The sequence below is a fragment of the Stenotrophomonas sp. STEN046 genome (assembly GCF_056759755.1).
On sequence record NZ_JBRRDR010000029.1, the window covers coordinates 1 to 23024 of the forward strand.

22 protein-coding genes are annotated in these 23024 nt (G+C 66.7%); 7 read left to right on the plus strand and 15 right to left on the minus strand.

Translation table 11 applies throughout. The features are described from left to right. Positions 1–197 precede the first annotated feature (197 nt). Positions 198–1391 (minus strand): MFS transporter, encoded by a 1194-nt coding sequence (locus ACVOLJ_RS13805; protein ID WP_475279066.1) that lies wholly within the window; start codon positions 1389–1391, stop codon positions 198–200. Between the two features lie 94 nt (positions 1392–1485). Between ACVOLJ_RS13805 and ACVOLJ_RS13810 the strand changes: the two genes are divergently transcribed. Further along, positions 1486–2415, plus strand: a complete 930-nt coding sequence (locus ACVOLJ_RS13810) for a LysR family transcriptional regulator (protein WP_475279067.1) — start codon at positions 1486–1488, stop codon at positions 2413–2415. 33 nt (positions 2416–2448) lie between these two features. Here ACVOLJ_RS13810 and ACVOLJ_RS13815 read toward each other — a convergent pair whose 3' ends face one another. Then, positions 2449–3897 carry an amidohydrolase family protein gene (locus ACVOLJ_RS13815; RefSeq protein ID WP_481564373.1) on the minus strand — a complete coding sequence of 483 codons (1449 nt, stop codon included), beginning with the start codon at positions 3895–3897 and terminating at the stop codon, positions 2449–2451. Between the two features lie 50 nt (positions 3898–3947). Then, positions 3948–4649: an ankyrin repeat domain-containing protein gene (locus ACVOLJ_RS13820; protein ID WP_481564374.1), complete on the minus strand. Its 702-nt coding sequence runs from the start codon at positions 4647–4649 to the stop codon at positions 3948–3950. Between the two features lie 94 nt (positions 4650–4743). Here ACVOLJ_RS13820 and ACVOLJ_RS13825 point away from each other — a divergent pair, with 94 nt between their 5' ends. Beyond that, on the plus strand, positions 4744–5625 hold the full coding sequence (locus ACVOLJ_RS13825; protein ID WP_481564375.1) for a LysR substrate-binding domain-containing protein: 882 nt from the start codon (positions 4744–4746) through the stop codon (positions 5623–5625). A gap of 161 nt (positions 5626–5786) precedes the next feature. Beyond that, complete coding sequence (locus ACVOLJ_RS13830) at positions 5787–6233, plus strand: DUF3806 domain-containing protein (protein WP_481564376.1); 447 nt, start codon at positions 5787–5789, stop codon at positions 6231–6233. A 97-nt stretch (positions 6234–6330) separates the two neighbouring features. On the opposite strand, the gene ACVOLJ_RS13835 is transcribed toward ACVOLJ_RS13830, so the two are convergent. After that, positions 6331–7491: an amidohydrolase family protein gene (locus ACVOLJ_RS13835; protein WP_481564400.1), complete on the minus strand. Its 1161-nt coding sequence runs from the start codon at positions 7489–7491 to the stop codon at positions 6331–6333. A 184-nt stretch (positions 7492–7675) separates the two neighbouring features. On the opposite strand from ACVOLJ_RS13835, the gene ACVOLJ_RS13840 reads away from it, so the two are divergent. Further along, on the plus strand, positions 7676–8317 hold the full coding sequence (locus tag ACVOLJ_RS13840) for a hypothetical protein (protein WP_475279072.1): 642 nt from the start codon (positions 7676–7678) through the stop codon (positions 8315–8317). A 29-nt stretch (positions 8318–8346) separates the two neighbouring features. On the opposite strand, the gene ACVOLJ_RS13845 is transcribed toward ACVOLJ_RS13840, so the two are convergent. Beyond that, positions 8347–8973, minus strand: coding sequence for a hypothetical protein (locus ACVOLJ_RS13845; protein WP_481564377.1), 627 nt, complete (start codon positions 8971–8973; stop codon positions 8347–8349). Positions 8974–9083: 110 nt separating this feature from the next. Next, positions 9084–11810 (minus strand): TonB-dependent receptor plug domain-containing protein, encoded by a 2727-nt coding sequence (locus tag ACVOLJ_RS13850; RefSeq protein ID WP_481564378.1) that lies wholly within the window; start codon positions 11808–11810, stop codon positions 9084–9086. 246 nt (positions 11811–12056) lie between these two features. Here ACVOLJ_RS13850 and ACVOLJ_RS13855 point away from each other — a divergent pair, with 246 nt between their 5' ends. Further along, on the plus strand, positions 12057–12629 hold the full coding sequence (locus tag ACVOLJ_RS13855; protein WP_481564379.1) for a GNAT family N-acetyltransferase: 573 nt from the start codon (positions 12057–12059) through the stop codon (positions 12627–12629). Here ACVOLJ_RS13855 and ACVOLJ_RS13860 read toward each other — a convergent pair. Beyond that, positions 12626–13408: a CDP-diacylglycerol diphosphatase gene (locus ACVOLJ_RS13860; RefSeq protein WP_481564380.1), complete on the minus strand. Its 783-nt coding sequence runs from the start codon at positions 13406–13408 to the stop codon at positions 12626–12628. The genes ACVOLJ_RS13855 and ACVOLJ_RS13860 overlap by 4 nt on opposite strands. 93 nt (positions 13409–13501) lie before the next feature. After that, positions 13502–14164 (minus strand): decarboxylase, encoded by a 663-nt coding sequence (locus tag ACVOLJ_RS13865; protein ID WP_481564381.1) that lies wholly within the window; start codon positions 14162–14164, stop codon positions 13502–13504. 168 nt (positions 14165–14332) lie between these two features. Between ACVOLJ_RS13865 and ACVOLJ_RS13870 the strand changes: the two genes are divergently transcribed. Next, positions 14333–14626, plus strand: a complete 294-nt coding sequence (locus ACVOLJ_RS13870; RefSeq protein WP_475279078.1) for an I78 family peptidase inhibitor — start codon at positions 14333–14335, stop codon at positions 14624–14626. A 55-nt stretch (positions 14627–14681) separates the two neighbouring features. On the opposite strand, the gene ACVOLJ_RS13875 is transcribed toward ACVOLJ_RS13870, so the two are convergent. The 7 genes from ACVOLJ_RS13875 to ACVOLJ_RS13905 form a co-directional block, all read right to left on the minus strand. Further along, positions 14682–15563, minus strand: coding sequence for a hypothetical protein (locus ACVOLJ_RS13875; protein WP_481564382.1), 882 nt, complete (start codon positions 15561–15563; stop codon positions 14682–14684). A gap of 67 nt (positions 15564–15630) precedes the next feature. Next, entirely contained in the window at positions 15631–17337 is a 1707-nt protein-coding gene (gene dld, locus ACVOLJ_RS13880; protein ID WP_481564383.1) for a D-lactate dehydrogenase, read from the minus strand. Further along, on the minus strand, positions 17334–18473 hold the full coding sequence (gene lldD / locus ACVOLJ_RS13885) for an FMN-dependent L-lactate dehydrogenase LldD (protein ID WP_481564384.1): 1140 nt from the start codon (positions 18471–18473) through the stop codon (positions 17334–17336). Before lldD ends, dld begins: the two co-directional genes overlap by 4 nt. A 17-nt stretch (positions 18474–18490) precedes the next feature. Continuing rightward, positions 18491–19255: a transcriptional regulator LldR gene (gene lldR, locus ACVOLJ_RS13890; RefSeq protein ID WP_481564385.1), complete on the minus strand. Its 765-nt coding sequence runs from the start codon at positions 19253–19255 to the stop codon at positions 18491–18493. Between the two features lie 50 nt (positions 19256–19305). Continuing rightward, positions 19306–20964 carry an L-lactate permease gene (lldP, locus tag ACVOLJ_RS13895; RefSeq protein ID WP_481564386.1) on the minus strand — a complete coding sequence of 553 codons (1659 nt, stop codon included), beginning with the start codon at positions 20962–20964 and terminating at the stop codon, positions 19306–19308. Between the two features lie 180 nt (positions 20965–21144). Then, positions 21145–21594 carry an MgtC/SapB family protein gene (locus ACVOLJ_RS13900; RefSeq protein WP_481564387.1) on the minus strand — a complete coding sequence of 150 codons (450 nt, stop codon included), beginning with the start codon at positions 21592–21594 and terminating at the stop codon, positions 21145–21147. A 129-nt stretch (positions 21595–21723) separates the two neighbouring features. Continuing rightward, positions 21724–22482: an SDR family NAD(P)-dependent oxidoreductase gene (locus ACVOLJ_RS13905; protein WP_475279085.1), complete on the minus strand. Its 759-nt coding sequence runs from the start codon at positions 22480–22482 to the stop codon at positions 21724–21726. 109 nt (positions 22483–22591) lie between these two features. On the opposite strand from ACVOLJ_RS13905, the gene ACVOLJ_RS13910 reads away from it, so the two are divergent. Continuing rightward, positions 22592–22945, plus strand: a complete 354-nt coding sequence (locus tag ACVOLJ_RS13910) for a hypothetical protein (protein WP_481564388.1) — start codon at positions 22592–22594, stop codon at positions 22943–22945. Positions 22946–23024 lie beyond the last annotated feature (79 nt).

Consider the following 23024-nt stretch of genomic DNA (forward strand, 5'->3'; position numbering starts at 1 on the left):
AAAGTGGGGGGGGTTGTTGGGGGTGGTGGTGCTGGACTGTGGGCTCATTGGTGGGCCCAATCCTCCCCCCTGGGTTGGTTTTCGGGTGGGCCCCCCCCCCCCCCACCGCCCCACCCAACTACAGATCTCCCCGAGCCGCTTTGGCTTTGGCTTTGGCTTCGGCAGGTGCAGGGCTGCAAGCCCTGCCGAACACCCCCTTACCGCAACCGCACCAGCAGACTGCCGCCCGCACACACCGTTGCCAGCCACGCCACGCCCTGCCAGCCCCATTGCGCCAGCGCCAGGCTTCCCAGCGCACCGCCAGCGGCCATGCCGATGAACATGCCGGTGAACAGCAGCGCGTTGAGACGACTGCGCGCGGACGGCACCAGGCCGTAGACCAGCGTCTGGTGAGCGACCAGTGCCGACTGGAAACCAAAATCGAACAGCAGCGCGCTCACCACCAGCAACGGCAACAACGCGGCGGCCGGCAGCCAGCTTTCCGCCAGCAGCAGCGCGAATCCAGACAGCGCAACCGCAATCGCCAACCGCGCTACGGCCGGGCTGCCCAGCCGATCGGCGAAGCGGCCGGCAACCGGTGCGGCCAACGCGCCCGCCGCCCCGGCAATGCCGAACGCACCGGCGGCGGCACTGCCCAGGCCCAGCCGTGCATGCAGCATCAGCGCCAGCGTCGACCAGAAGGCACTGAAGCCCACCGCCAGCAATGACTGGCTGGCCACGGCACGACGCAGCTGCGGTTGCTCACGCCAGAGTGCAAGCAACGAACCCAGCAATGCGGGATAGCGCAGCGTGCTGGTGGTGGCGAAGTGCGGCAGCGTGCGTGCCATCACCGCAGCCATCGCCAGCACCGAAAGCGCAGCCAGCCCGAACTGCAGGCGCCACCCCCACGCCTCGGCCACCACACCACTGACCACGCGTGACAGCAGGATGCCCAGCAGCAGTCCGGTCATCACCCGCCCTACCACCTGGCCGCGTTGTGCATCCGGTGCCAACACGGCCGCCGCCGGCACGATGTCCTGCGCCAGCGTGGCCATCAACCCCACCAGCAGGCTGGCCACCAGCAGCCCCGGCAACTGGCCGGCCAGTGCTGCTGCACCCAGGGCCAGCGCCAGCAGCACCGATTTCAGCAGGATCAGGTTGCGGCGATCGAAGCGGTCACCCAATGGCGCCAGCAGCAGGATGCCCAGCGCGTAGCCAAGCTGGGTCAGTGTCGGCACCAGGCCGACGGCGCGCTCACCCGCGGCCAGATCGCGCGCGATCAGGCCCAGCATGGGCTGGCTGTAGTAGAGCGACGCCACCGAGAAGCCGGCGCCGGCAGCCATGGCCAGCACCAGTGATGAGGAAGGCGCCGCATGCGGCGTGGACAGGGTTGAAACCGTGGGAGTGGACATGGCGCAGGCCGTTGGAAGGAACGGTGCGTAGCCTGGCAGTATTCGCCATACGCCTGTAGTAGGCTTCTGCACATACCTTACATACGTCATGCGCATGAATGACCTTGTCGCAGGCGGTGACCGCCTGGATCTGCTGCGCACCTTCCTGCGCATTGTCGACAGCGGCAGCCTGTCTGCGGCCGCAGTGCAGCTGGGAACCACCCAGCCCACCGTCAGCCGGCGGCTTCAGGCGCTGGAACGGCAACTGGGCCTGCGCCTGCTGCAGCGCTCCACCCATGGCCTGCAGTTGACCGAAGACGGCCAGCGCTGCCAGCGCCATGCGCAGCGGGTGGTCGACGAGTGGGAATCGCTGCAGGCAGAGCTGCACGGGCACGCCCAGACGCTGAGCGGCCGCCTGCGGGTGATGGTGCCGCACGCATTCGGCCAGGCGCAGCTGCTGCCAACGATGCTCGACTTCCTGGCACTGCATCCGCAGCTGAGCCTGGAGTGGATACTCGAAGACCGCCGCCCGGACTTCATCGCCGAAGGCATCGACTGTGCGGTCCGGGTCGGCCCGGTCGATGAACCACGCATGGTTGCCCTGCCGCTGGCCGAGGTGCCGCGCATCGTGGTGGCCGCCCCATCGCTGGCCGACCCGGCAGCCATCCACACGCCGGAACAGGCGCAGGCGCTGCCGTGGATCGCACTGGCCACCTACTACCGCGAACGGCTGCTGCTGCACGATGCGCAGGGGCACGCGCATACGCTGTCGATCGCCCCGCGCCTGCTCAGCGACAACCTGTTCGTGGTGCAACGCGCCGCCGTGGCCGGGCTGGGCGCGGCCGTGGTTTCGGCGTGGCTGGTTGCCGACGATCTGGCCACAGGCCGCCTCGTACAACTGCTGCCCGGCTGGCAGGCGCCGCCGCTGCCGGTGCACCTGGTGTTTCCGGCCGCGCGTCAGCAACCGTTGCGCCTGCGCGCCTTCATCGACGCGATGAAGGAAGCCCTGCCACGCCTGCATGGCATGCGGCCGGCAGCGCGCTAGGCGCCGCCGGCATCATCGGTGCATGGCGAGAACCTACTTTGCCTCGGCGTTCCACGCGGCCACCTTGGCCTTGGTCTCGGCCAGCATCCTGTCCAGCGCGGCGCGGTCGTACACATCACCGCGCAGGATCACGCTGTCGATCTTCTCCGTGGCCGCGATGTCCTGCAGCGGGTTGGCGGTCAGCAGCACCAGGTCGGCCGCCTTGCCCTGTGCGACGCCGCCGTAACGGTCCATCTGGCCGAACCAGGCCGGGCCGGAACGGGTGGCCGCCGACAGCGCCTGCGGTGCACTCAGGCCTCCCTTCACGAACAGCTGCAGTTCCTGGTGCAGGGCGATGCCCGGGAAGTTGTACGAATTGAGGAAGCCTGCATCGGTGCCGGCGATGATCGTCACCCCCGCTTCCTGCAGCAGCGGCAACACGGCGGCCACCTGATGGTACTGCGCGTGGCGCGCTTCGATCTGCGCCGGCGTGGCCTTCGCCGCGCGGTCCACGCGCCATGCGTAGGTCGCACGCAGGCCCGGGCCGATGTAGGCCAGGTACGCATCGTTGGCGTGGTCATCCTGGTCAAGGAAATCGAGGATGCGCCCGCCGTTGAGGGTCGGGGTCACGAATACGCCACGCTTGGCGAAGTCACGGTAGGCGTGCATCGCAGTGTCATGGTCGAAGCTGGCGTCGAGACGGCGGTTGGCTTCGGCGCGGTCGATGCGGCCCGCACCGAAGTCCGCGGCGATCTTTGCCTCGTCCTTGCTGCCAGCCTTGAAGGCATAGTCCAGATGCTCGATCGAGGCCAGGCCGGCATCCACTGCCTGCTCCACGGTCAGCGCCATCGGAATATGACCCGAGGCCTTGAACCCGGCCTTGCGCGCAGCACTGGTCGAGTACAGGAACAGTTCCGGCTTCAGCGTGCTGTCGGTGATTTTCACGAAATCAACCTTGTCGTGCTGCAGGCGGGCGATCGCCTTGTCGGCGTCGGCCTCGCTGCCCACTTCGATGGTGCCCTTCCAGACCGGCTTGATGCCTTCGATCTTGGCGCCGGAGGTCAGCAGACGCGGACCGAACAGCGTGCCCTTGGCGATCTCGCCGCGCCACTGCAGCACGTGTTCGGGCAGGTCGCCGGAACAGTCACGCACGGTGGTGATGCCGTGGGCGATGTACAGCGGCAGCAGCGCCTTGTTCTCTTCGACCAGGGCCGGGCCGCCGCCGAAATGCACGTGCATGTCCCACAACCCGGGGATCAGGTACTTGCCCTGGGCATCGATCTGGCGGCTGGCCTGCCACTGGCCGCGCAGCTGCGCATCAGGGCCGACCGCAACGATGTCTTCGCCACGGATCACCACGCTCTGCCCGGCAATGCTGCGGGCGTGCTCTACATCGACCACGGTGGCATTGCGGATCAGCAGGTCGGCACGCTCGGCGGCAGACGCCGACAGCGGCGCCACTGCGACAACGATGGCAAGGGACAACAGGCGGGAACGGAACATGGAAAGCATCCTGGTGGGCACGACCGGCGTGCGGGTGGAAGGGGCGGGATTCAGCGGGTGGCGCCGTGCTGGCGCAGCAGGGTTTCGATTGCGGCGTAGCCGCGTTGGCGTGCATGTGCCAGCGGAGTCACGCCATCGCCGTCAGCCCGCTCGGGATCGGCCCCGGCATCGAGCAGCAGCTGCACGATCTGCACATGGCGGGCGCCGCCATCGCCGAGCAGGATCGCTTCCAGCAGTGCGGTCCAATGCAGCCGGTTCACATGATCCACCGCAACACCTGCGCGCAGCAGGGTGCGCACGGTTGCCACATGTCCACGTTCGGCAGCAGGGATCAGTGCGGTACCGCCATAGCGGTTGGTGCTGCGCAGGTCGGCGCCATGGGCAAGCGTCAGCGCCAGGATCTCATCCAGCCCGCGCGCGCCGGCATAGAGATAGGCGCTGTCCTGCATCGCATCCTTCGCGTTGACGTCCGCGCCGGCTTCGATAAGTGCACGTGCGGCCTCCACGTTGTTGGCGTGGGTGGCCAGCAGCAGCGCCGTGCGGCCCTGCCCGTCGCGTGCGTCCAGCCCGGCGCCAGCGTCCAGCGCCTTGCGTAGCGCCGATACGTCGCCGCGGGTGGCCGCATCACGCAGTCGTGCATCGGCATCCCCCCGCGGGTTGGCCGCGCACGCCGGAACCGCCATGGCCAACACGCACAGCAACAGCACGCGGCCCGTTGCAGCCCAGCGGCGGCGGAAACGAACGTAACCCATCGTGGTTCTCCTCATGCGCGGCGGCACCGGCCGTTGCCGGCCCTTGTCCTGCATGGTAGAAGTCGGTCCTGGCATCCAGAAGTGAAATGTTCAAATGCAAGACAGTGCCAAATCGAATAGAACCCTGTTCGAGCTGGACCTGCTGCGGGCCCTGGTGATGGTGGCCGACTGCGGCAGTTTCACCACCGCGGCCACCCGCCTGCATTCCACCCAGTCCACCATCAGCCAGAAAATCCGCCGGCTGGAGGAACTGGCCGGCCACCGGCTGCTCGAGCGCGGCCACCGCGACGTGCATCCTACCGACGCCGGCCACACCCTGATCGGCTACGCACGGCGCATGCTGGATCTGAACGAGGAACTGGCGCAGGCATTGGCTGGAGCCACCGTCGAAACTGCGGTGCGCATCGGTGTGCCGGAGGACTTCGTCAACGCCCAGACCACCCGGATGCTGGCCGCATTCAACCGTCGCCATCCGCAGGTGAAGCTGGAAATCAGTAGTGGCCTCAGCCGTGATCTGGCACATGGCTTCGACCACGGCGAACTGGACCTGGTACTGGTCAAGCAGCGCCGCAATACCCGCCAGGCCGTGCACTGCCGGCGCGAGCCGATGCACTGGATAGACAGCCTGCGAAGCAGCTGCCTGCTGCAGGACCCGCTACCTCTGGTGACCTTTCCACCGCGCGGGCTGTACCGCGACGAGATGATCCATTCGGTGGAGGCGCTGGGCCTGCGCTGGCGCATCGCCTTCACCAGTTCGTCGCTGAGCGGCATCCAGGGAGCAGTGGCCGATGGCATCGGCATCAGCCTGCTGCCGCGCCGTGCGGTCACCCGCGAGCATCGCATCATCGATGGCGAGCGCGATCTGCCGGTGATCGACAATTACGAGATCGGGCTGCTGCATCGGGCCGACGCCGATGATGCGGTGCGCGCACTGGCCAGCGAGCTGTGGCGGCAGGTGCAGCGCGAGCCGGAGTAGCTCCACGCCGTGCGTGGAAAGAACCCACCGCCCGGTCTGCGCAGGAGGCGGATGATGTACTGGGCACCCTCAGCTGCACAGCTATCGCCAGGGAGCTGCGCATGGCAGATCCCGAGCTTGCGCTCTAAAGTACAAAACCCCTGTTTCCACATCACCCCGCCATGAACCACGAAGCCAGCGAAACCGACATCCGATTCGATCCACTGCCGCCCGCCCTTTTCGCGCACATGCAGCAGCAGCGCGCGCAGGTGGCCGCGCGGGTTGCATCGGCTTTCCCGGCAGCGCCCGTGCAGTGGCCTCTAGCGCCCGGCATGCTACAGCGCGTAGTCGATGCCGAGCTGATCGAGAACGACGACTGCGAGGGCTGGGAAGCGTTGGGTGTGGCTTTCGGCGACACGTTGGCCCAGCGTGTGCCGGGCTTGGCCTGGATGCAGGTCACCGATGCCTGGGGCATCGACGCGGTGCTGCGCTATGCCGACAGCAGCCTGCAGATCGGCGCCAGCACGCTGCTGCTCAAGCGCGTCGAGCAGGGCCAGATCATCGACATCGCCCATCTGCTGGCGTGGCTTGAGGAATTCGTCGCCACCCGCGCCGACGACTACGTCTGACCCGCGTGCTGGCTTCGATCACATCATCCACGCGTGGCGTGGATCTACTGAACATCTGTCGGCCCTTGATCGAGCATCATCCACGCGTGTCGTGGATCTACAGCCAACGGCCGTCAAGCACCACACGCCGCTCGACCGGCACGGCGGCCACCGCAGCCGGGCCATGGTCGGCACGCACCGCCACGAAGGTGGCCGGATGTCCTTCGGCAAGGCCGTACTGCGGCAGTCCGATCACCTGCGCGGCATGGGTGGTCACTATGTCCAGCGCCAGCATCAGGTCGGCATCGGTATGGAAGCCGGAGCGGTAGCCCAGCAGCATTGCCCGCTGTAACAGATCACCGTTGCCATAGGGCCACCAGCAGTCACGGATGTTGTCGTTGCCGCCGAACACGCGAACCCCCGCATCATGCAGTGCACGCAGCGGCGGAAAGGGATGGTCGCCCGGTGCGTTGCTCATGATCGCCACGCCCGCCGCTGCCAGCGCCTCACCCACCTGCAGTGCGCGTGCCAGGGGCACCTCCCCAAGCGCGTACGCATGGCTGACCGCCACCCTGCCCTGCATGCCGGCAGCGCGCGTGCGTGCGGCGATGCGCAGCAGCTGGGCCAGGCCGGTTTCTGCGGGCTCATGCAGATGAATGTCCAGCTGCACGCCGTAGCGCTCGGCCAAGTTGAACAGCAACGCCAGCTGGCCGTCGGCATCGCCATCCAGCGTGGTCGGATCGATCCCGCCCAGCACTTCCACGCCGGCCTCGATGGCCTGCTGCAGGACGGCAGCGGTGCCCGCGCAGGACATCACGCCGGCCTGCGGGAACGCCACCAGCTGGATGCGCATGATGTCGGCGCAGCGGAGCGCCGCCTCACGCACCGCCTGCAGGTGACTCAGGCCGGTACTGCCATCGATATCCACATGGCAGCGCATCGCCACGGTGCCAAATCCACTGCATTGGCGGATAAGCGCCTCGGCGCGATCAACCATCGGTGCAGCGGCAGCCACGGCGGCCTTTTCCACTGCCAGCCGTTCACGCAGGCTGCTGACCGGCTGGTGCGGATGCCAACGGTCGCCGACAAAACTCTTGTCCAGGTGGATGTGTCCATCAACCAGACCCGGCAGCACCGCGAAGCCCTCCAGATCGACGCATTCCGCCCCATCGGCGGGCCGGGCATCGCCATTGAGCCCGCTGATGCGGCCATCACGGATATGGAAGTGCAGCGATGCACCGTCGCGGTCGACACCGCCGTGGACGAACTGCTGGGTCATCGGGAACTCGCGGAAAGCCAAGACTGGCGTCATCCTGCGCCTCGATACAGCCATCGGCCAACGAAATATCTGGATGGCACACATTCACCATATCGATGACTGCCCCCTGCGACCACCGGTCGCAGCGACACCGTGCACACCCCTGAACAGGTACCATAGGCACCTGTTTCCGCTGTGATGCCGCATGGGCCCGTCCGACCGCCACGATCGTCTTCGCCGCTGGCAGGCCGCTTCCCTGCTCGCCGCCGCGCCGATTGCCAGCCTGTCCGCCACCGATGCGGCGGCCAGTACCCCGCTGCAGGCCCCGCCGGGGCAGCAGCGCATCGCCTCGGCTGCCCTGGTGGAAATGCTGCATCAGCGCGTGCTGGCCGGCCAGAGCGCCACCGCCACGCTCGAAACCTGGTGCGCCGAACACGGCTTGGCTGAACAGGCCCGCGTCCGCGCCGTGCGCGTGCGTGGCACCGACAAGCCGGCCCCGGCCGAAGTGCTGCAGGCGCTGGCTGCCGACACCCGTACCGCCCTGCGCTACCGCCGCGTGCAACTGGCCTGTGGCAGCCGCGTACTGTCCGAAGCCGACAACTGGTACCTGCCCGACCATCTCAGTCCGGCCATGAACCAGGTGCTCGATACCACCGATGAACCCTTCGGCCGGGTGGTCGGTCCGCTCGGCTTCAAGCGCCAGACCCTGGCCGACCAGACGTTCTGGCCGCCACGCGGTGAAGGCGACCGCGGCGTGATCCTGGAAGTACGCGCCCTGCTGCGCGACCGCCAGCAGCAGCCTTTCAGCTACGTCATCGAGTCGTACCTGGTACAGGGTCTGCCGTAGCGTGTTGTGTCGCCGGGCATCGCCCGGCGCTACTGGCCGGTGATGCCATTGGCGGCCGGGTCCACCGAGAACACAAAACGCCCACCATGCTGGTCGCGGCCCCACGCCATCGGCGCAGTGGTCAGGCTGTAGACCGGGGCCGCCTTGTCCATGCCAATCGCCTCGGACCAGGCACTGAAACCCGCATCGGTGCGGCTGCGGATCTCGCCGACGCACAGGCTGTAGCCGCAGGCAAAGGACACCAGCGCGCCATCCTGGCCGATGAGCCGGGTCGCGGCCGCCTTGTAGAGACGGGTCTGGTCCTGCACCTCCGGACGGCTGGCCGCGTCCCGTTCGAACTGGCTGATTGCCTGTGCGAAGGCCGTGTCGGAACCGAGGAGCGCCTCGCTCTTTTCCACAGACACCCCACCTTCGGCCAGCAGCATGCGCTCGCCCTCAAGGAAGTGACCCTCCGGGTTCGCAGGCCCGTGTGCAGCCGTCGCCGCGCTCGATGCGGCTGTCCCGCGCGTTGATCCAGCCTCAGCTGGCTTGGTGGAATCGGACTGCACCGACGCGGCGTCGGCCGCCTCCGTCGCAGCGTCCACGCTGGCCGCCGGCTTGCCACTGCAGCCCGCAATGGCCGCCACTGCAATCACACCCCACACCCTGACATCCATGCGCATCGCCCTCCGTGTATCGCCACAGCATGCCACGCGCGCAGCGGTTGCACCGGTGCACTGCACAAAGAAAAGCCCGGCAATGCCGGGCCTTTCGTTCGCCTGCCTGATCAGCGGAACCGATAGTCCAGCTGCACCCAGTACTGGCGGCCATACGGGTCGTAGTTGCCGACCGGATAGAACGGCCAGCCACCTCCGTTCCTGTCCGCCGGCGGCCGGCTGTCACGCAGGTTGTTGACGATCACGCCGACCGACAGGTTTTCACCGAACTGGCGGAACACGCTGGCGTTGTAGGTCATGTACGGCGCGATGCGACCACTGCCATCGGTCTTCGGCAACGACCCGAAGCGGTTGCCGTACAGCGTGGTGGTCCAGTCGCCCTGGTTCCAGGTGATGCTGCCGTTGGCCTTGCTGCGCCACTGGTAGTCATCCAGCGAGTTGCGGATATCGCGCTCCGGATCATCGGAGAACTGCCGGTACTTGTGCTCAAGCACCACGGTGTAGGCCAGGCGCGTGCTGAAGCGGCCGTAGCGGCCCGCATCGAAACGCCAGTTGCCCTTCAGGTCCAGGCCGCGCACCGATTCGGAGGCCGCGTTGATCGGATTGATCAGTACGCGGGTCACCTGGTCCGGCTGCACCGTGGCGTTGGACGGATTGCGGATCACCCGCGACAGCGCGTCCTGGCACAGCGGCGAACCGATGTCGCGCGCTTCTCCGCCCAACGTGCGGCCGAGCCGGCAATCGGCCTCGTCACGCAGGATGCGGCTGGTATCGAGGCTGGTGACTTCGTTGTCGATGCGGATGTCGTAGTAGTCCGCGCTGAAATCCAGCGCGGCCAACGGCGACCAGACCACACCGAAGCCATACGACTTGGCCGACTCCGGCTGCAGCTGCGCATTGGCACGGTTGCTGTAGTCGATCGACAGGCCGTTGTAGTCGCAGTTGTCGTACGACTGGCCCGCCGTGCGGCAGCGCCAGTAGTCGGTCATGCCCGGGTTGTAGCCGCGCGTCTCTGTGGCGAACACGTAGTTCATGTCCGGCGCACGGAAGCTGGTCGCAGCCGAACCACGGATCAACAGGCTTTCAATGGGGCGGAACTCGACGCCGAAGCTCCAGGTGGCCTTGCCGATGTGCTCGCCGCCGGCGCGGTACTGGTCGTAACGACCGGCCAGGGTGGTGGTCAGCGACTGCAGCAGCGGCAGCTGCAGTTCCACGCCCGCCGCATAGCGGTCACGCTCTCCACCGGCACCAATACCCGCCGTGGTGTTCCAGAACTCACCGGTACCCAGCCGCGGATCCGGGCGGTTGCGGTAGCCCTGGCTGCCGGCTTCGACCACAGCGGCCAACGCAGCGTCGCCACCGGGCAGCGCGAACAGGCGGCCATTGACGCTGGCGCTGAAGGTCTGCAGCCACGCCGCATTGCGGCTTTCCTGGTAACCGGACAGGCCTTCGTACTCATTGGGCGTCAGCGGCTTGAACAGGCGCGCCGGGTCCGGCGCATGGACGTCCACGCCGTTGCGCACGCCCAGCTTCGGGCCAAGCAGATACTCGTTGATGCCGGCCAGCAGCACGGGACGACGGGTACGGTTCTCGTAGCGCGAACGGCTGTAGACCGCTTCATAGTCCCAGCCGCTGTCGCCGATCTGGCCACGCGCGCCGACATTGAACGACCAGGAGTTTTCCAGGAAGCGGTTGGCGTTGCGCGGCAGGCCACCGATTTCTTCCGGGGCGAAGCGGCGGTACCAGCTCTCCAGGTTGCCGGTGTTCTGGTTGTAGAAGTAGTTGCGTGACGAGGTCCAGGTGGGTGCGCGGGTATTGTTGCTGATGCGTGCACTGCCCACCGCCAGATCGGCGAACAGATCGGTGGTCTCGTTGACGTGGAAGGTCAGCAGGCCGTAGCCGTTGAGATTGCGCTTCTCGGTCTGCACGGTCCAGTAGCTGGCCGCCGCCTCGTTGCTGCCGCAGTACCAACCCTGCCGCGGGTTGTTGGCGCGGAACACGCTGCCGCCGTAGATGTCCGATGCTGCATCGCAGCCATTGACGCCCGGGTCGATGTTGCGACCGGTGGCGGCATTGCGGCGATAGGCGATCGCGGTCGCCTGGGGCGGCTTGCCGGCCGGGTCATCGTCCAGCGAATCCATGAAGTCGCGCTGGCGTGCGTGGATTGCCTTGCGCACATCGAACTCGAAGCCGAACAGCGCATCCCAGCGCTCGCCGGAACCACCACCGACCACCTGCACGCGCTGGCTGTCACCACCGCCCTGCCCGGTGCCGCCTGCGCGCACATTCACGTCCACGCCTTCGTAGCGATCCTTGAGGATGATGTTGACCACCCCGGCAATCGCATCGGACCCATAGACCGCCGAAGCACCGGCGGCCAGCACCTCGATGCGCTCGATCAATGCGCTGGGAATGTTGGCCAGGTTGACCACGTTCACCGAACCTTCGTACGCCAGCGGATAGTCGGACTGGCGACGACCATTGACCAGCACCAGGGTACGGTTCGGACCCAGTCCCCGCAGATTGATGGTGTTGGCGGCCGGGGTAAAGGTGTTGCCGAAATCCTCGCCCTGCACGTTGCCGGTGTTCTCAGTCAACGCGCTCAGGGCATCGAAGGCGTTGCGATAGCCCTGAGCGTCGATCTGCTCGCGGCTGATCACCGTGACCGGCGATGGCCCCTCGACGCTGGCGCGGGGGATGCGCGAGCCGGTGACCTTCACTTCCTGCAACGAGGTGGGTGCGCTTTCCTGCGCGTAGGCCGGCAACGAGACCAGCATCAGGGACGACAACGCAAGCACCAGCGGACGCGGGCGCAGCGCCTGGGGAGAGGCGGACATGGGCTTCCTGGGGGAGTTGGGGTGGTGCGGGAAGCGGCGGCATTGCGCGCACGGCCTTCCCGTACGCCAAGTGTCCTGAACGGATGGTTGCAGCGGAAATGACCAGGCCTGATGGCCTTATGTCTGAATCGACTCAGACCGACAGGTCCAGACACAAATCAATTTGCAACTCGTTTCATTGCCGCCCCGCGAGGGCTGCGCCATCGTCCGCGCATGACCATGTATTCCCCAACCTTCCCGCCCCCCATGCGTCCGGTTCTGCGCCGGCACCTGTTGCAGCTGCAGCATGGGTCGATCCTGGTGCGCCCGTTGCAGCGTGCCGACCTGCTGGCATGGCGCCGGCATCACCACCAGCTCGAGCACAGCCTCAGGTATCCCGCCGACTTCGATGCAGAGGCACGGTTCCTTGCGGGTGTACAGCGATCGCAGCTGCAGTACGACAACGATCGCCTGCTGCTGGGCACGTTCGATGCGCAGGGCACGTTGCTGGACCAGCTGCATGTGCGCCTGGACTGCGCACACGCGCGCAGTGCCGAACTGCAGTGGTTGCATCCGCTGGGGTGCGTGCAGCAACGGCAGCTGCACGCCTCGCTGCTGGCACTGTGCCCGTTCCTGTTCGAGCAGGTCGGGCTGCGCCGGGTGTACGCCATGCTGGCACCGGATGCCAGCTCACCGGTGGTGGCCGCGCTGCAATCGGTCGGGTTCAAGCAGGAGGGCGTGCTGCGTGACCACTACCTGGACCAGACCGGCTGGCAGGACCGCAGGCTGCATGCCCTTACCGCGCCTGACTGGCTGGCGCACCCGGCCTGCCAGCGCTAGCGCACCCGTTCCATTGCATCTGCTGCGCCGGTCAGCACGCTGCAGGCATGGTCCTGCAGCTCTTCGGCGCTGGCCTCGTTGCCGCCAGTTGCGTCCAGCTGTGTGGCCAGCAGGATGAAGCCCGGTGCGCCGTGCACGTCTTCGCGCCCGGCCACCAGCAGGCTCCACTGTCCGATCTGGTCGATGCCAGCAAGGTCGTGGGCCAACAGATTCAACGGATTGGCGGTCAAGGCTTCGCCCCGCAGCAGCCGGGCCTGGTACTGATGGCCACGCAGCAGCACCGGCAAGGGTGCCCAGCGGGTATCGAGCGCACGGCTGTTGTCCTGCAGTGCCTGCAGCACATCGGCGCGCAGGCAGTCGACATGGATGTGCAGCTGGTGCTGCGAGCGCCCGTGCGGCGAATTCAACGCCAGGCTGGCGACGCTGCGTGGCAGTGTCCGGCCCAGCGCCTGTTCGGTGCGTGCACGCGCCTGCCAGGCCGCGGCGAAGTAGTTGGGTGTGCCGTGGCGGTACAACGCAGGGCTCTCGATGCCACTGATCCTGTCCAGCGGCATCAGCAGGAACTGGTAGTCGCCGTGCGCATCCTTGATCAGCACGTCACGGCGTTCGGCGTCCGGGCGTACCTGCAGGCAGTCACCGCGTGGCGACTGCGGGCCCTGGCAGTCGCGCTCGATCAGGCGCCACAGGGCATCTGAAGGTGCCGGCGCCGGCGCGGGTCGCACGCTGGCGCAGCCAGCCAGCAGCATCAGGGGCAGCAACAAGGAAAGGCGCAGGGGCACGGCAACGACTCACGTAATCAGGCGCGACAGGCGGCGTCGCATGCTTATTGTAGAGTCGTGCCGCTGAAGCCGATATCGGCACTGCTGCCGATCTCAGTAAGTACCGAACGGCACCTCGACCACCAGCGGGCTGCCCGCCGGAACCGGCTGCAGGGTGTAGCGGTCCAGTGCGCCATCGTCGTCGGCCAGCGGCTGGCGATGGAACTGCAGGTGATAGACCGCGTCGCCCAGGCGTACGCCGGTACCGTCCCCGGTCAGCGCCGCAGCGTCGGGCAGCAGCAGTCCGCCCAGGTCACTGTAGGCACCGGCCACATCGGCAAACACGTAATCGGCCAGTTCATCCACCCGCTGCATCGCATAGACGTGCGGCAGATAGGGCCGGGCGGGGCTGCGGCCATTGCTCAGGTCGGTCACCCCTGTCTGCGGCAGGTGGTACTGCTCGCGCAGCGCCGCCACGCCCAGTGACTCGCTGGCCACCTGCAGGCAACACACCGCGCGCTTGCCCTCACGGTCGAATACAGCGAAGCGGTCGCCCCGGGTTGCCGCCTGCGGCAGCAATGCGAATGCCAGGTTGCGCTGTGCGGGCGTGTAACCGGCCTCGGTCTGCAGGTTGCGCCAGGCACCGAACACCGGCACCTCTGCAGCGGCTGTGGCAGCAGGTTCTGCCGTGGCCAGCATCGCAGCGCCCGACAGCCACAGCGCTGCCGTCATCTGCATCATCCTGCGCCCGCCCTGCCCGCTGCTGCCTGCCGTCATACCCGAACCCGCACCTGCACCGGAGTGGCCCGGCCTGCCCGCCGGCACGCTGCCGGCAACGCCGGCCACTATGCCGTGCCGCAGCCGCACCGGCAATGACCGGGACGCTGACAGCTTCCGCGCCGTCGGTGCTATCGTGCCGCCAATCCCCCGCGCAGGAGCGCCCGCATGTCCATCCGCCTGTCTTTGTTGCTGCCCGCCTCGGCCCTGTTGCTGTCAGCGTGTGTCAGCACCCCCGGCCCGGAGGTCAAGGGCAGCGGTCGCTGTGATGCCAGCCCGCTCGGCTGGGCCATCGGCCAGCCGGCCAACGAAGCCAACATCCGTCGCCTGTCCAGCGAAAGCGGCGCCGGCCTGGTCAATCCGATTGGCCCGAACACCATCACCACCAAGGACATCCGTCCCGATCGCCTGCGTGTGTTCGTGGACAAGGACAACATCATCACTGCCACCCGCTGCGAGTAACCGCCAGCGCAGATGCCTTCCGTAGAGTCGGGCCATGCTCGACTCAGGAACGGGTTCACGGCTCGGTATAACCCGAACACTCCGGCAGCGGCCGGTCGGGCTGGTATCGACCCGAACTGAAACGGAACACCCGCGTGTAGCTGCATTCCGCGTCTTCTTCGGTACGCAGGTCCTTCTTCTTCAGTCGCGCCATGGCCAGCGAATCCCGCTGCGATGACACCCCGGCCGGATAATTGGTGGCCCGGCTCCGGTAGTGCAGTACCGGCATGGCCTGCGCGTCGGCGGCCAGCGCCAGTTCCGCGTCAAAGCTGTACTCGTCGTGGCAGGCCCCGGCGCGCTGGTCGAAATCGCGCTCGCTGAAACAGGCCCGGATCATCTTGTTGGCCGACCATGCAACGTTCAACACGTTGTCATCGATCTGGATGCCCTCGTCCAGGTGACCGATGCGCGCAAGTTGCAGGGTCGATGCGCTGGCGCCGCCACCGGAGTACATCGCTCGCCGCTCCACCAGGGTGCCAACCAGTACGTCCTCCAGCGATGCCTGCCGTGGATCGGTCAGCTGCCGCGTGTCGCCCGCGGCAGGTGCCAGGCGCACGATGAACGGCCACACCTGCAGGTCACCGTCCTGGCCGTCGCCCTCGCCGACCGTGACAGGCACGTGGCGCATCTGCGGCTCTGCCGCCTCATGCACCCGCTCGGCCACTTCCAGCACGCCCGGCTGATCCGCCGCCGTGGCCGGCAATGCCCGCACGCACCACTGTCCATCGGCGGTGCAGTAGCGCAGCGGCGCCGCGGTGTCGTCGGGGTTCTGCAACTGCAGGGGTTCGAGGCGGTTGCCGGCAGCATCCCGTTGCACAGGGTCTGCAGCCGGTGCAAGCAGCGGCACCGAAAGCAGCAGTGCCGCCAGCGCGATCGTCGGAGCACGCAAGAAATCCATGATCATCCCGTGCGCTTCAGCGCATCCATGCCAGGTGTCGATGGTAGCGCAGGCGTCCGGACGCGGCTCAATGCCCGCTGCAGTCGCAGCTTCCCCAGCCGCGTGCCTTCGAGGTCTGGCCGATGCCTGGATTGAAGGTGTTGCTCGGGTCCAGCCCACGATAGAAATCGGCCAGCGCCGGCTTGGCCGGATACAGGTGGCCGACGTTGTGCTCGGCCGGGTACTCCGCGCCCCGCTGGTCCAGCAACGCCCACATCGCATGCTCGATCGCCATCGGGTCTTCACCCCGGCGGGCGATGTAATCCTGGTGGAACACGTGACACAGGAAATGGCCGTAGTACAGCTTGTGCAGCAGGCGGTTGTCGATGTCCGGCGGCAGCTGCTCAAACCAGTCGGCATCATCGCGGCGCAGGGCGATGTCCAGGGCGACGATGTCCTGCACCTGCCCGCGATGCACTTCGCGATAGCGCACGGCGGCACCGGCCACCGCGAAACGATGCAGGAACGCCTTGCGGCCCTCCTCGGCGGTGCAGTGAAAGTAACCGCCCTCGTGATCGGCAAAGAAACACTGCAGCCAGGCCTCGGTGGCGGCGGCATCCTGCGCGGAGACCTTCAGCAGCAGATGATGCTCATAGCGCTGGCGGAACTCACCCATGCGCTTGGGCAGGTGCGACGGCAACAGGCCGGTCAGGCCCTGCATCACCCGATCGGTGACACCGCGCAGCCCCCACCGTTCAAACCAGCCGTCGATCCGGCTCTTCAGCGCAAATGCCGCCGGCACCCGCGAGGTACCCAGGCGATCGATCAGCAGGAAGCTGTCCTTGCCGTAGCGCGCGCCGATGTCGTAGGCGTCACGATGGATGTACTCACCCGCAATCGGCACGCGTTCGAATCCGGTCAGCAGCTGGCGGCGGATCGCGGTCAGGCTGTCGGTGCGGTTGCTGCCGATGTAGAAAACCTCGGCAGCCTCCTTCTCGAAGGTATCCAGGCGTACGGCGAACACCGCCAGCTTGCCGGCCGAACCGGCCGCTTCGTAGTGGCGACTCGGGTCGGCGTTGAAACGCGCCGGGGTAGCGGCATCAACCTTGCGCACGTCTTCGGCATAGCGCGGATCGGATGCGGCGCGGCCACCGCCATCGCTTACGTCGGCCGCGTTGTAGTCACCGGCCTGCAGGCGCGTCAGGACCTGCTCGGGGCTGTCACCCAGCGCGATGCCCAGATGATTGACCAGCTGCAGCTGCCCCTGTGCATCGACCTGCGCATACAGCGCCAGCTCGGTGTATGCCGGGCCACGGCGCACCAGCGCCCCGCCCGAGTTGTTGCAGATGCCGCCCAGCACCGAGGCACCGATGCACGACGAACCGATTACCGAATGCGGCTCGCGCCCAAGGGGCGCAAGTGCCTGCTCAAGCCGGTCCAGCGTGGCGCCGGGCAGGCACACTACCTGGCGGCCGTCGTTCAACAACTGGATGCCGGTCAGGCGCAGCGTGCTGATCAGCACGATCGGGCGGCCGTAGTCGTCGCCATCCGGGGTCGAACCGCCGGTCAGGCCGGTGTTGGCTGCCTGCAGGATGATCGCTGCCCCGCCCTGCACGGCCGCCTGCAACACCTGCCACAGTTCCAGCAGCGTACCCGGGCGCACCACCGCCAGCACCGGGCCATCACCGAAGCGATAGCCGCGGCGGAACCGACGGGTTGCCTTGTCACCGGTCAACACATGGCGGTTGCCCACCGCCGCACGCAGCTGCGCCAGCACGCCATCGCGATCGGTCATGGCAGGCGGACCAGCGAATCACGGCCGATGTCGGCAATACGGTGCGCGCCGGTCAATGTCATCGCCACCCGCATTTCCTTCGCGATCAGATCCAGCAGATTGGCCACGCCGGCCTCGCCCTGCGCGGCAAGCGCGTACACGAAGGCACGGCCCAGCAGCACCGTGTCCGCACCCAGCGCGAGCATGCGCACCACGTCCAGGCCGGTGCGGATACCCGAGTCGGCCAGGATCGTCAGGTCGCCCTGCACCGCATCGGCAATGGCCGGCAGCGCACGTGCGGTGGACAGCACGCCGTCCAGCTGGCGACCACCGTGGTTGGACACCACGATGCCATCGGCACCGAAGGCCACCGCATCGCGGGCGTCGTCCGGGTCGAGGATGCCCTTGATCACCATCGGCCCCTTCCAGAACTCGCGGATCCATTCCAGGTCCTTCCAGGAAATGGAGGGGTCAAAATTGCTGCCGAGCCAGCCGATGTAGTCCTCCAGCCCGGTCGGATTGCCGCGATAGGTGGAGATGTTGCCCAGGTCATGCGGGCGCCCACGCAGGCCCACATCCCACGCCCAGCGCGGATGGGTGATGGCCTGGCCGATGCGGCGCAACGCGGCGTTCGGGCCGCTCATGCCCGAATGCGCGTCACGATAGCGCGCGCCCGGTACCGGCATGTCCACGGTGAACACCAGCGTGGTCACGCCGGCGGCCTGCGCGCGCTCCAGCGCATTGCGCATGAAGCCGCGATCGCGCAGCACGTAGAGCTGGAACCACATCGGCCGCCGGATCGCCGGTGCGACCTCTTCGATCGGGCACACCGAGACGGTGGACAGGGTAAACGGAATGCCACGGCTGTCGGCCGCACGCGCGGCCTGCACTTCGCCGCGGCGCGCATACATGCCGGTCAGGCCCACCGGCGCCAGCGCCACCGGCATCGCCAGCGTCTCGCCGAACAACTCGGTTTCCAGGCTCAGGTCGGACATGTTGCGCAGGATGCGCTGGCGCAGCGCGATGTCGGACAGGTCGGAAACATTGCGCTTCAGCGTGTGCTCGGCATACGCGCCGCCATCGATGTAGTGGAACAGGAACGGCGGCAGTCGACGCTGCGCTGCTGCACGGTAATCGGTGGAGGCGGAGATGATCATGGGAGCAACCGGGGGAATCAGCCGTGGGGGGAAGGGAGACGCGAGGCACGCGCACGCCGCGCTTCGTTGTCATCAAGCGTGCGCAGCGTGGTGTGCACGAACTCGAGGTGCGCGTGTGCGGCCGCGCGCGCGCGCTCGGGATCGCCGGCCAGTACCGCGTCCATCATCGCGCGGTGCTGGTCGGACAGCGGCGAAAAGGTCTTCGCCGAGGTGTAGAGCTTCTCGCGGCTCTGCGAGATATTGGTCTGCAGCAGCTCGAACAGGCCGCGCATCACCTGCAGCAGCACCAGGTTGTGCGATGCCTCGGCGATGGAGAGATGGAACGCCGCATCGGCCTCGGCCTCGCCGGTTGGATCGTCCTTGCCATGGGCATCCATCATGGTCTGGAACGCCTGGGCGATGCGGGCACGGTCCTCATCTGTGGCACGCAGCGCCGCATGCCAGGCCGTCGCGCCCTCCAGTGCATGGCGGATTTCCAGCACGTCGAAGCGGTATTCGGGGTCGCCCTGGAACAGCGGCAGGTACGGCACCAGCGGTTCGTCCAGCATCTGCCGGGTACGTGCGGCGGGTTCGCCCACATAGGTACCACCGCCCACGCGCGCGGTCAGCAGCCCCTGGCTGGACAGCTGCGCGATGGCCTCGCGCAGCGCGGTGCGCGAGACCCCCATCTGCACCGCCAGCGTACGCTCGGCCGGCAACCGGTCACCCGGCTGCAGCTGCTGCTCCTTCACCAGCACGCGCAGCTGCGCGGCCACCTTGTCCGAAACCCGTTGTGTGCTCATGGCGCCATTGTGGCCCGAAGCATCACGCTGTTGGGGGGCCTGCGCATGGCTCAGGGAATCATCCAGGTCAGCCAATAGGCCTGCGCCAGCGTGATCAGGCCGACCATCGTGGTGAATACCAGGCTGTGCTTGACGGTGAAGCGGAACAGGTCAGACTCCTTGCCGGCCAGACCGACTGCCGCGCAGGCAATGGCGATGGACTGTGGCGAGATCATCTTGCCGGTGACACCACCGGTGGTGTTGGCCGCCACCAGCAGTACATCCGACACCCCGATCTGCTGGGCCGTGGTCGCCTGCAGCGCCGAAAACAGCGCGTTGGACGAGGTATCCGAACCGGTCAGGAACACCCCCAGCCAGCCCAGGAACGGCGAGAAGAACGGAAACGCCTTGCCGGTGTGCGCCAGTGCCAGCGCCAGGGTGGCCGACAGCCCTGAATAGTTGGCGATGAAGGCAAACGCCAGCACCATGCCGATCGAGAAGATCGGCATGCGCAGTTCGCGCACGGTTTCGCCGAAGGTCTGCAGCGCCGACCGGACCGGCATGCGCAGCGCGATGATCGCGATCACTGCGGCGAGGATGATCGAGGTGCCGGTGGCCGAGAACCAGTCGAATTTATAGACCGCCTCATAGCTGAGCGGCGCGTCCACGATCGGCGGCATCTTCTGCACCATCTGGTCCAGGCCCGGCACCGGCAGTTTCAGCACCCAGCTTTCCAGCGCGCCGCCGGCCGCGAACAGCGACTTGAACGGCTTGATGCTCCACACGGTGACCATCGCGGTAAGGATCAGGAACGGCGACCACGCCTTGGCGATCTGGCCCACGCTGTAGCCAGGCGCCTCCAGCGCCTGTGCGGCCGCCTCGGCGCTGGTTTCGGTATCGAAGCGGAAGATCCGCACCGGTTTCCAACGGCGCAGGAACAGCGTCAGGCAGACCAGCGAAGCCAGCGACGCGGTGATGTCGGGCAGTTCCGGGCCAATGAAGTTGGAGGTCAGGTACTGCGCGATGGCGAACGACCCACCGGCGACCAGCACTGCCGGCCAGGTTTCCTTGATGCCGCGCCAGCCATCCATGATCGCCATGATCCAGAACAGCACGATGATGGTCAGGAACGGCAGCTGGCGGCCGGCCATCTGGCCGATCTCGAACGCGTCCAGACCGGTCACCTGCCCTGCCACGATGATCGGGATGCCCATCGCACCGAACGCCACCGGCGCGGTGTTGACGATCAGGCACAGGCCGGCCGCATACAGCGGCTTGAAACCCAGCCCGACCAGCAGCGCGGCGGTGATTGCCACCGGTGCGCCGAAGCCGGCCGCACCTTCCAGGAAGGCACCGAAGGCGAAGCCGACCATCAGCATCTGCAGCCGCTGGTCTTCGGTCACCGAGAGGATCGACGCCCGGATGATGTCGAACTGCCCTGTCTTGACCGAAACCTTGTACAGGAACACCGCGCCGATGATGATCCATGCGATCGGCCACAGGCCGTAGACAAAGCCATAGCCTGCGGCGCCCAGCGCCTGTGCCAGCGGCATGCGGTAGAACAGCAACGCCACACCCAGCGCGATGGCCACCGTAAGGGTGCCGGCAATCCAGCCCTTCATGCGCAGCACGGCCAGGGCGATGAAGAAGAAGGCGATCGGCAGCAACGCGATCAGGCTCGACAACCAGATGTTGCCGGCGGGGTCGTAGATGTGTTGCCAGGGCTGCATGGAGGCTCTCGACAGGAACAGGAGGTTCCCCACCGCGTGGGGGCGTCGTGTCCGCCGCATATTGGTAGTACCAATAAATGCAGACTTCGGACCACAGGCGCGAATTGAACCGCCAATCCTGCGAAGAGCCTATTAGACCATAGCGTTAGACGAAATTATTGGTCGTACCATTTGAGGGTGTCACAGCTTTTTCTCCACCCGCCGGATCAACGCCAGCACCAGCACGCACAGCACGCTCACCCCCAGCGCGATCACGTACTTGCCGATACCCACGGCGATGCCGATGGCAGCCGCCATCACCAGCGAACTGGCCGTGGTCAGCCCGCTGACCTGGTCTTCCCGGTTGCCCCGGAGGATGGTGCCGGCGGCAACGAAACCGACGCAGGCCACTACAGCTTCAATCAGGCGCACCGGATCGACCTGCAGCAGATCGCGATAGCGCTCCTGCTGGAAGTGCTCGGCCACCGAATCGCCGAGGCCGACGATCAGTGCGGCCGCACCGGCAATCAGCATGTGGGTGCGCAGGCCAGCGGCGTGCTTGCCCATTTCGCGCTCGACGCCGAGTACCCCGCCGAACAGCATCGCTGCGGCCACGCGCAGCAGGATCGAGACATCCTGGGTGAGTTCCATGGGCAAGCTCCGGAAGTTTTCCGGAGCGTTGCGCAGCCGCCGTGGCACAACGGTGAAGGCCACACCACAGCCCGTTCACCCGGTAGCGCCGGGCCATGCCCGGCGTCGCCGTCGCCTGCGATCAGCGCATCACTGCGCCAGATAGCCACCATCGATGGCGTAGTACGCACCGGTAGCGAACGATGCATCGTCACTGGCCAGCCAGGCCACCAGCGCCGCCACTTCCTGCGGCGTTCCCAGCCGCTTCAGCGCGTGCCGCCCTTCCAGCGTCGCACGTACCTTGGCATCCATCTTTTCCAGCAGCGGCGTATTGATGAAGCCCGGGCCGACCGCATTGATACGGATGCCATCGGCGGCATGCTCCCATGCAGCCGTCTGGGTAAGGCCGACCACACCGTGCTTGGCGGCCGCATACGCGGTCGATCCTGCATACCCGACCTGGCCGAGGATCGAGGCCATGTTGATGATGCTGCCACCTTCGCCGGCCGTGCGCATCGCCTGGATCTGCGCCCGCTGGCACAGGAACACGCTGGTCAGGTTCACATCGACCACGCGCTTCCAACCATCCACCGGGTAGTCGCCGCTGCTTGCGGCAGGCCCGCCAATGCCGGCGTTGTTCACTGCAATCTGCACGCCGCCCAGTTCATCCACGGTGCGTTTCACCGCCGCTTCAACCGCCGCTTCGTCGGTGACATCCAGGGCGATGCCGATGGCCTGCGCGCCCTTGCCGCCAAGCGCCGCCACCGTTGCATCCACGGCGTCCTGTTTCAGGTCCCACACTGAAATGCGCGCACCCGATGCGGCGAGCGTTTCGGCAACCGCCAGGCCGATGCCGGAAACACCGCCGGTTACGATCGCGGTTTTTCCGTTGAGCCGGTAATCAATCATCTGTGGTCTCCATCTGCTGTTGGGAATCGATGCGGACAGAACCGTCCGACCTCATCGACAGTACGCCCTTCTTCGTGACGAAAGCGCTGCATGGGTGATACTTGCGCGCATGCCCGTCACAGAAGCTCCCCTGCGTACAGCCTGCGTTCCGCTTTCTGCCGAAGCCGAACGGCGGCTGGATACCGATTCCTGCCTGCCTGGCGACCTGTACGAGGTGATGCTCAGCGCTACCGCGGTCGATCTTCTGTTCGACAGCGGCTTCCTCACTACCCTCAATGCCCGGTTCGGCCTGCTCTTTGACCACTACGAAGACGAATCGATCAGCTGCCCCGAGCAGTTACAGTACGCACGCGCATTGCTGGGCGAGCTTCAACTTGGCCATAAATGCCAATCGATTGACCCGTTGGATATCGCATTCGGGCTGGCATTGGAGAAAATGACAGGGATCTATTTCTACCTCTGAAAGCGCAGGACCGATCCGCGCTGCAGGTGCACGATGGAACGTGCGGGCCACTGGTCGCCGGCACCCATCTTCTATGGTT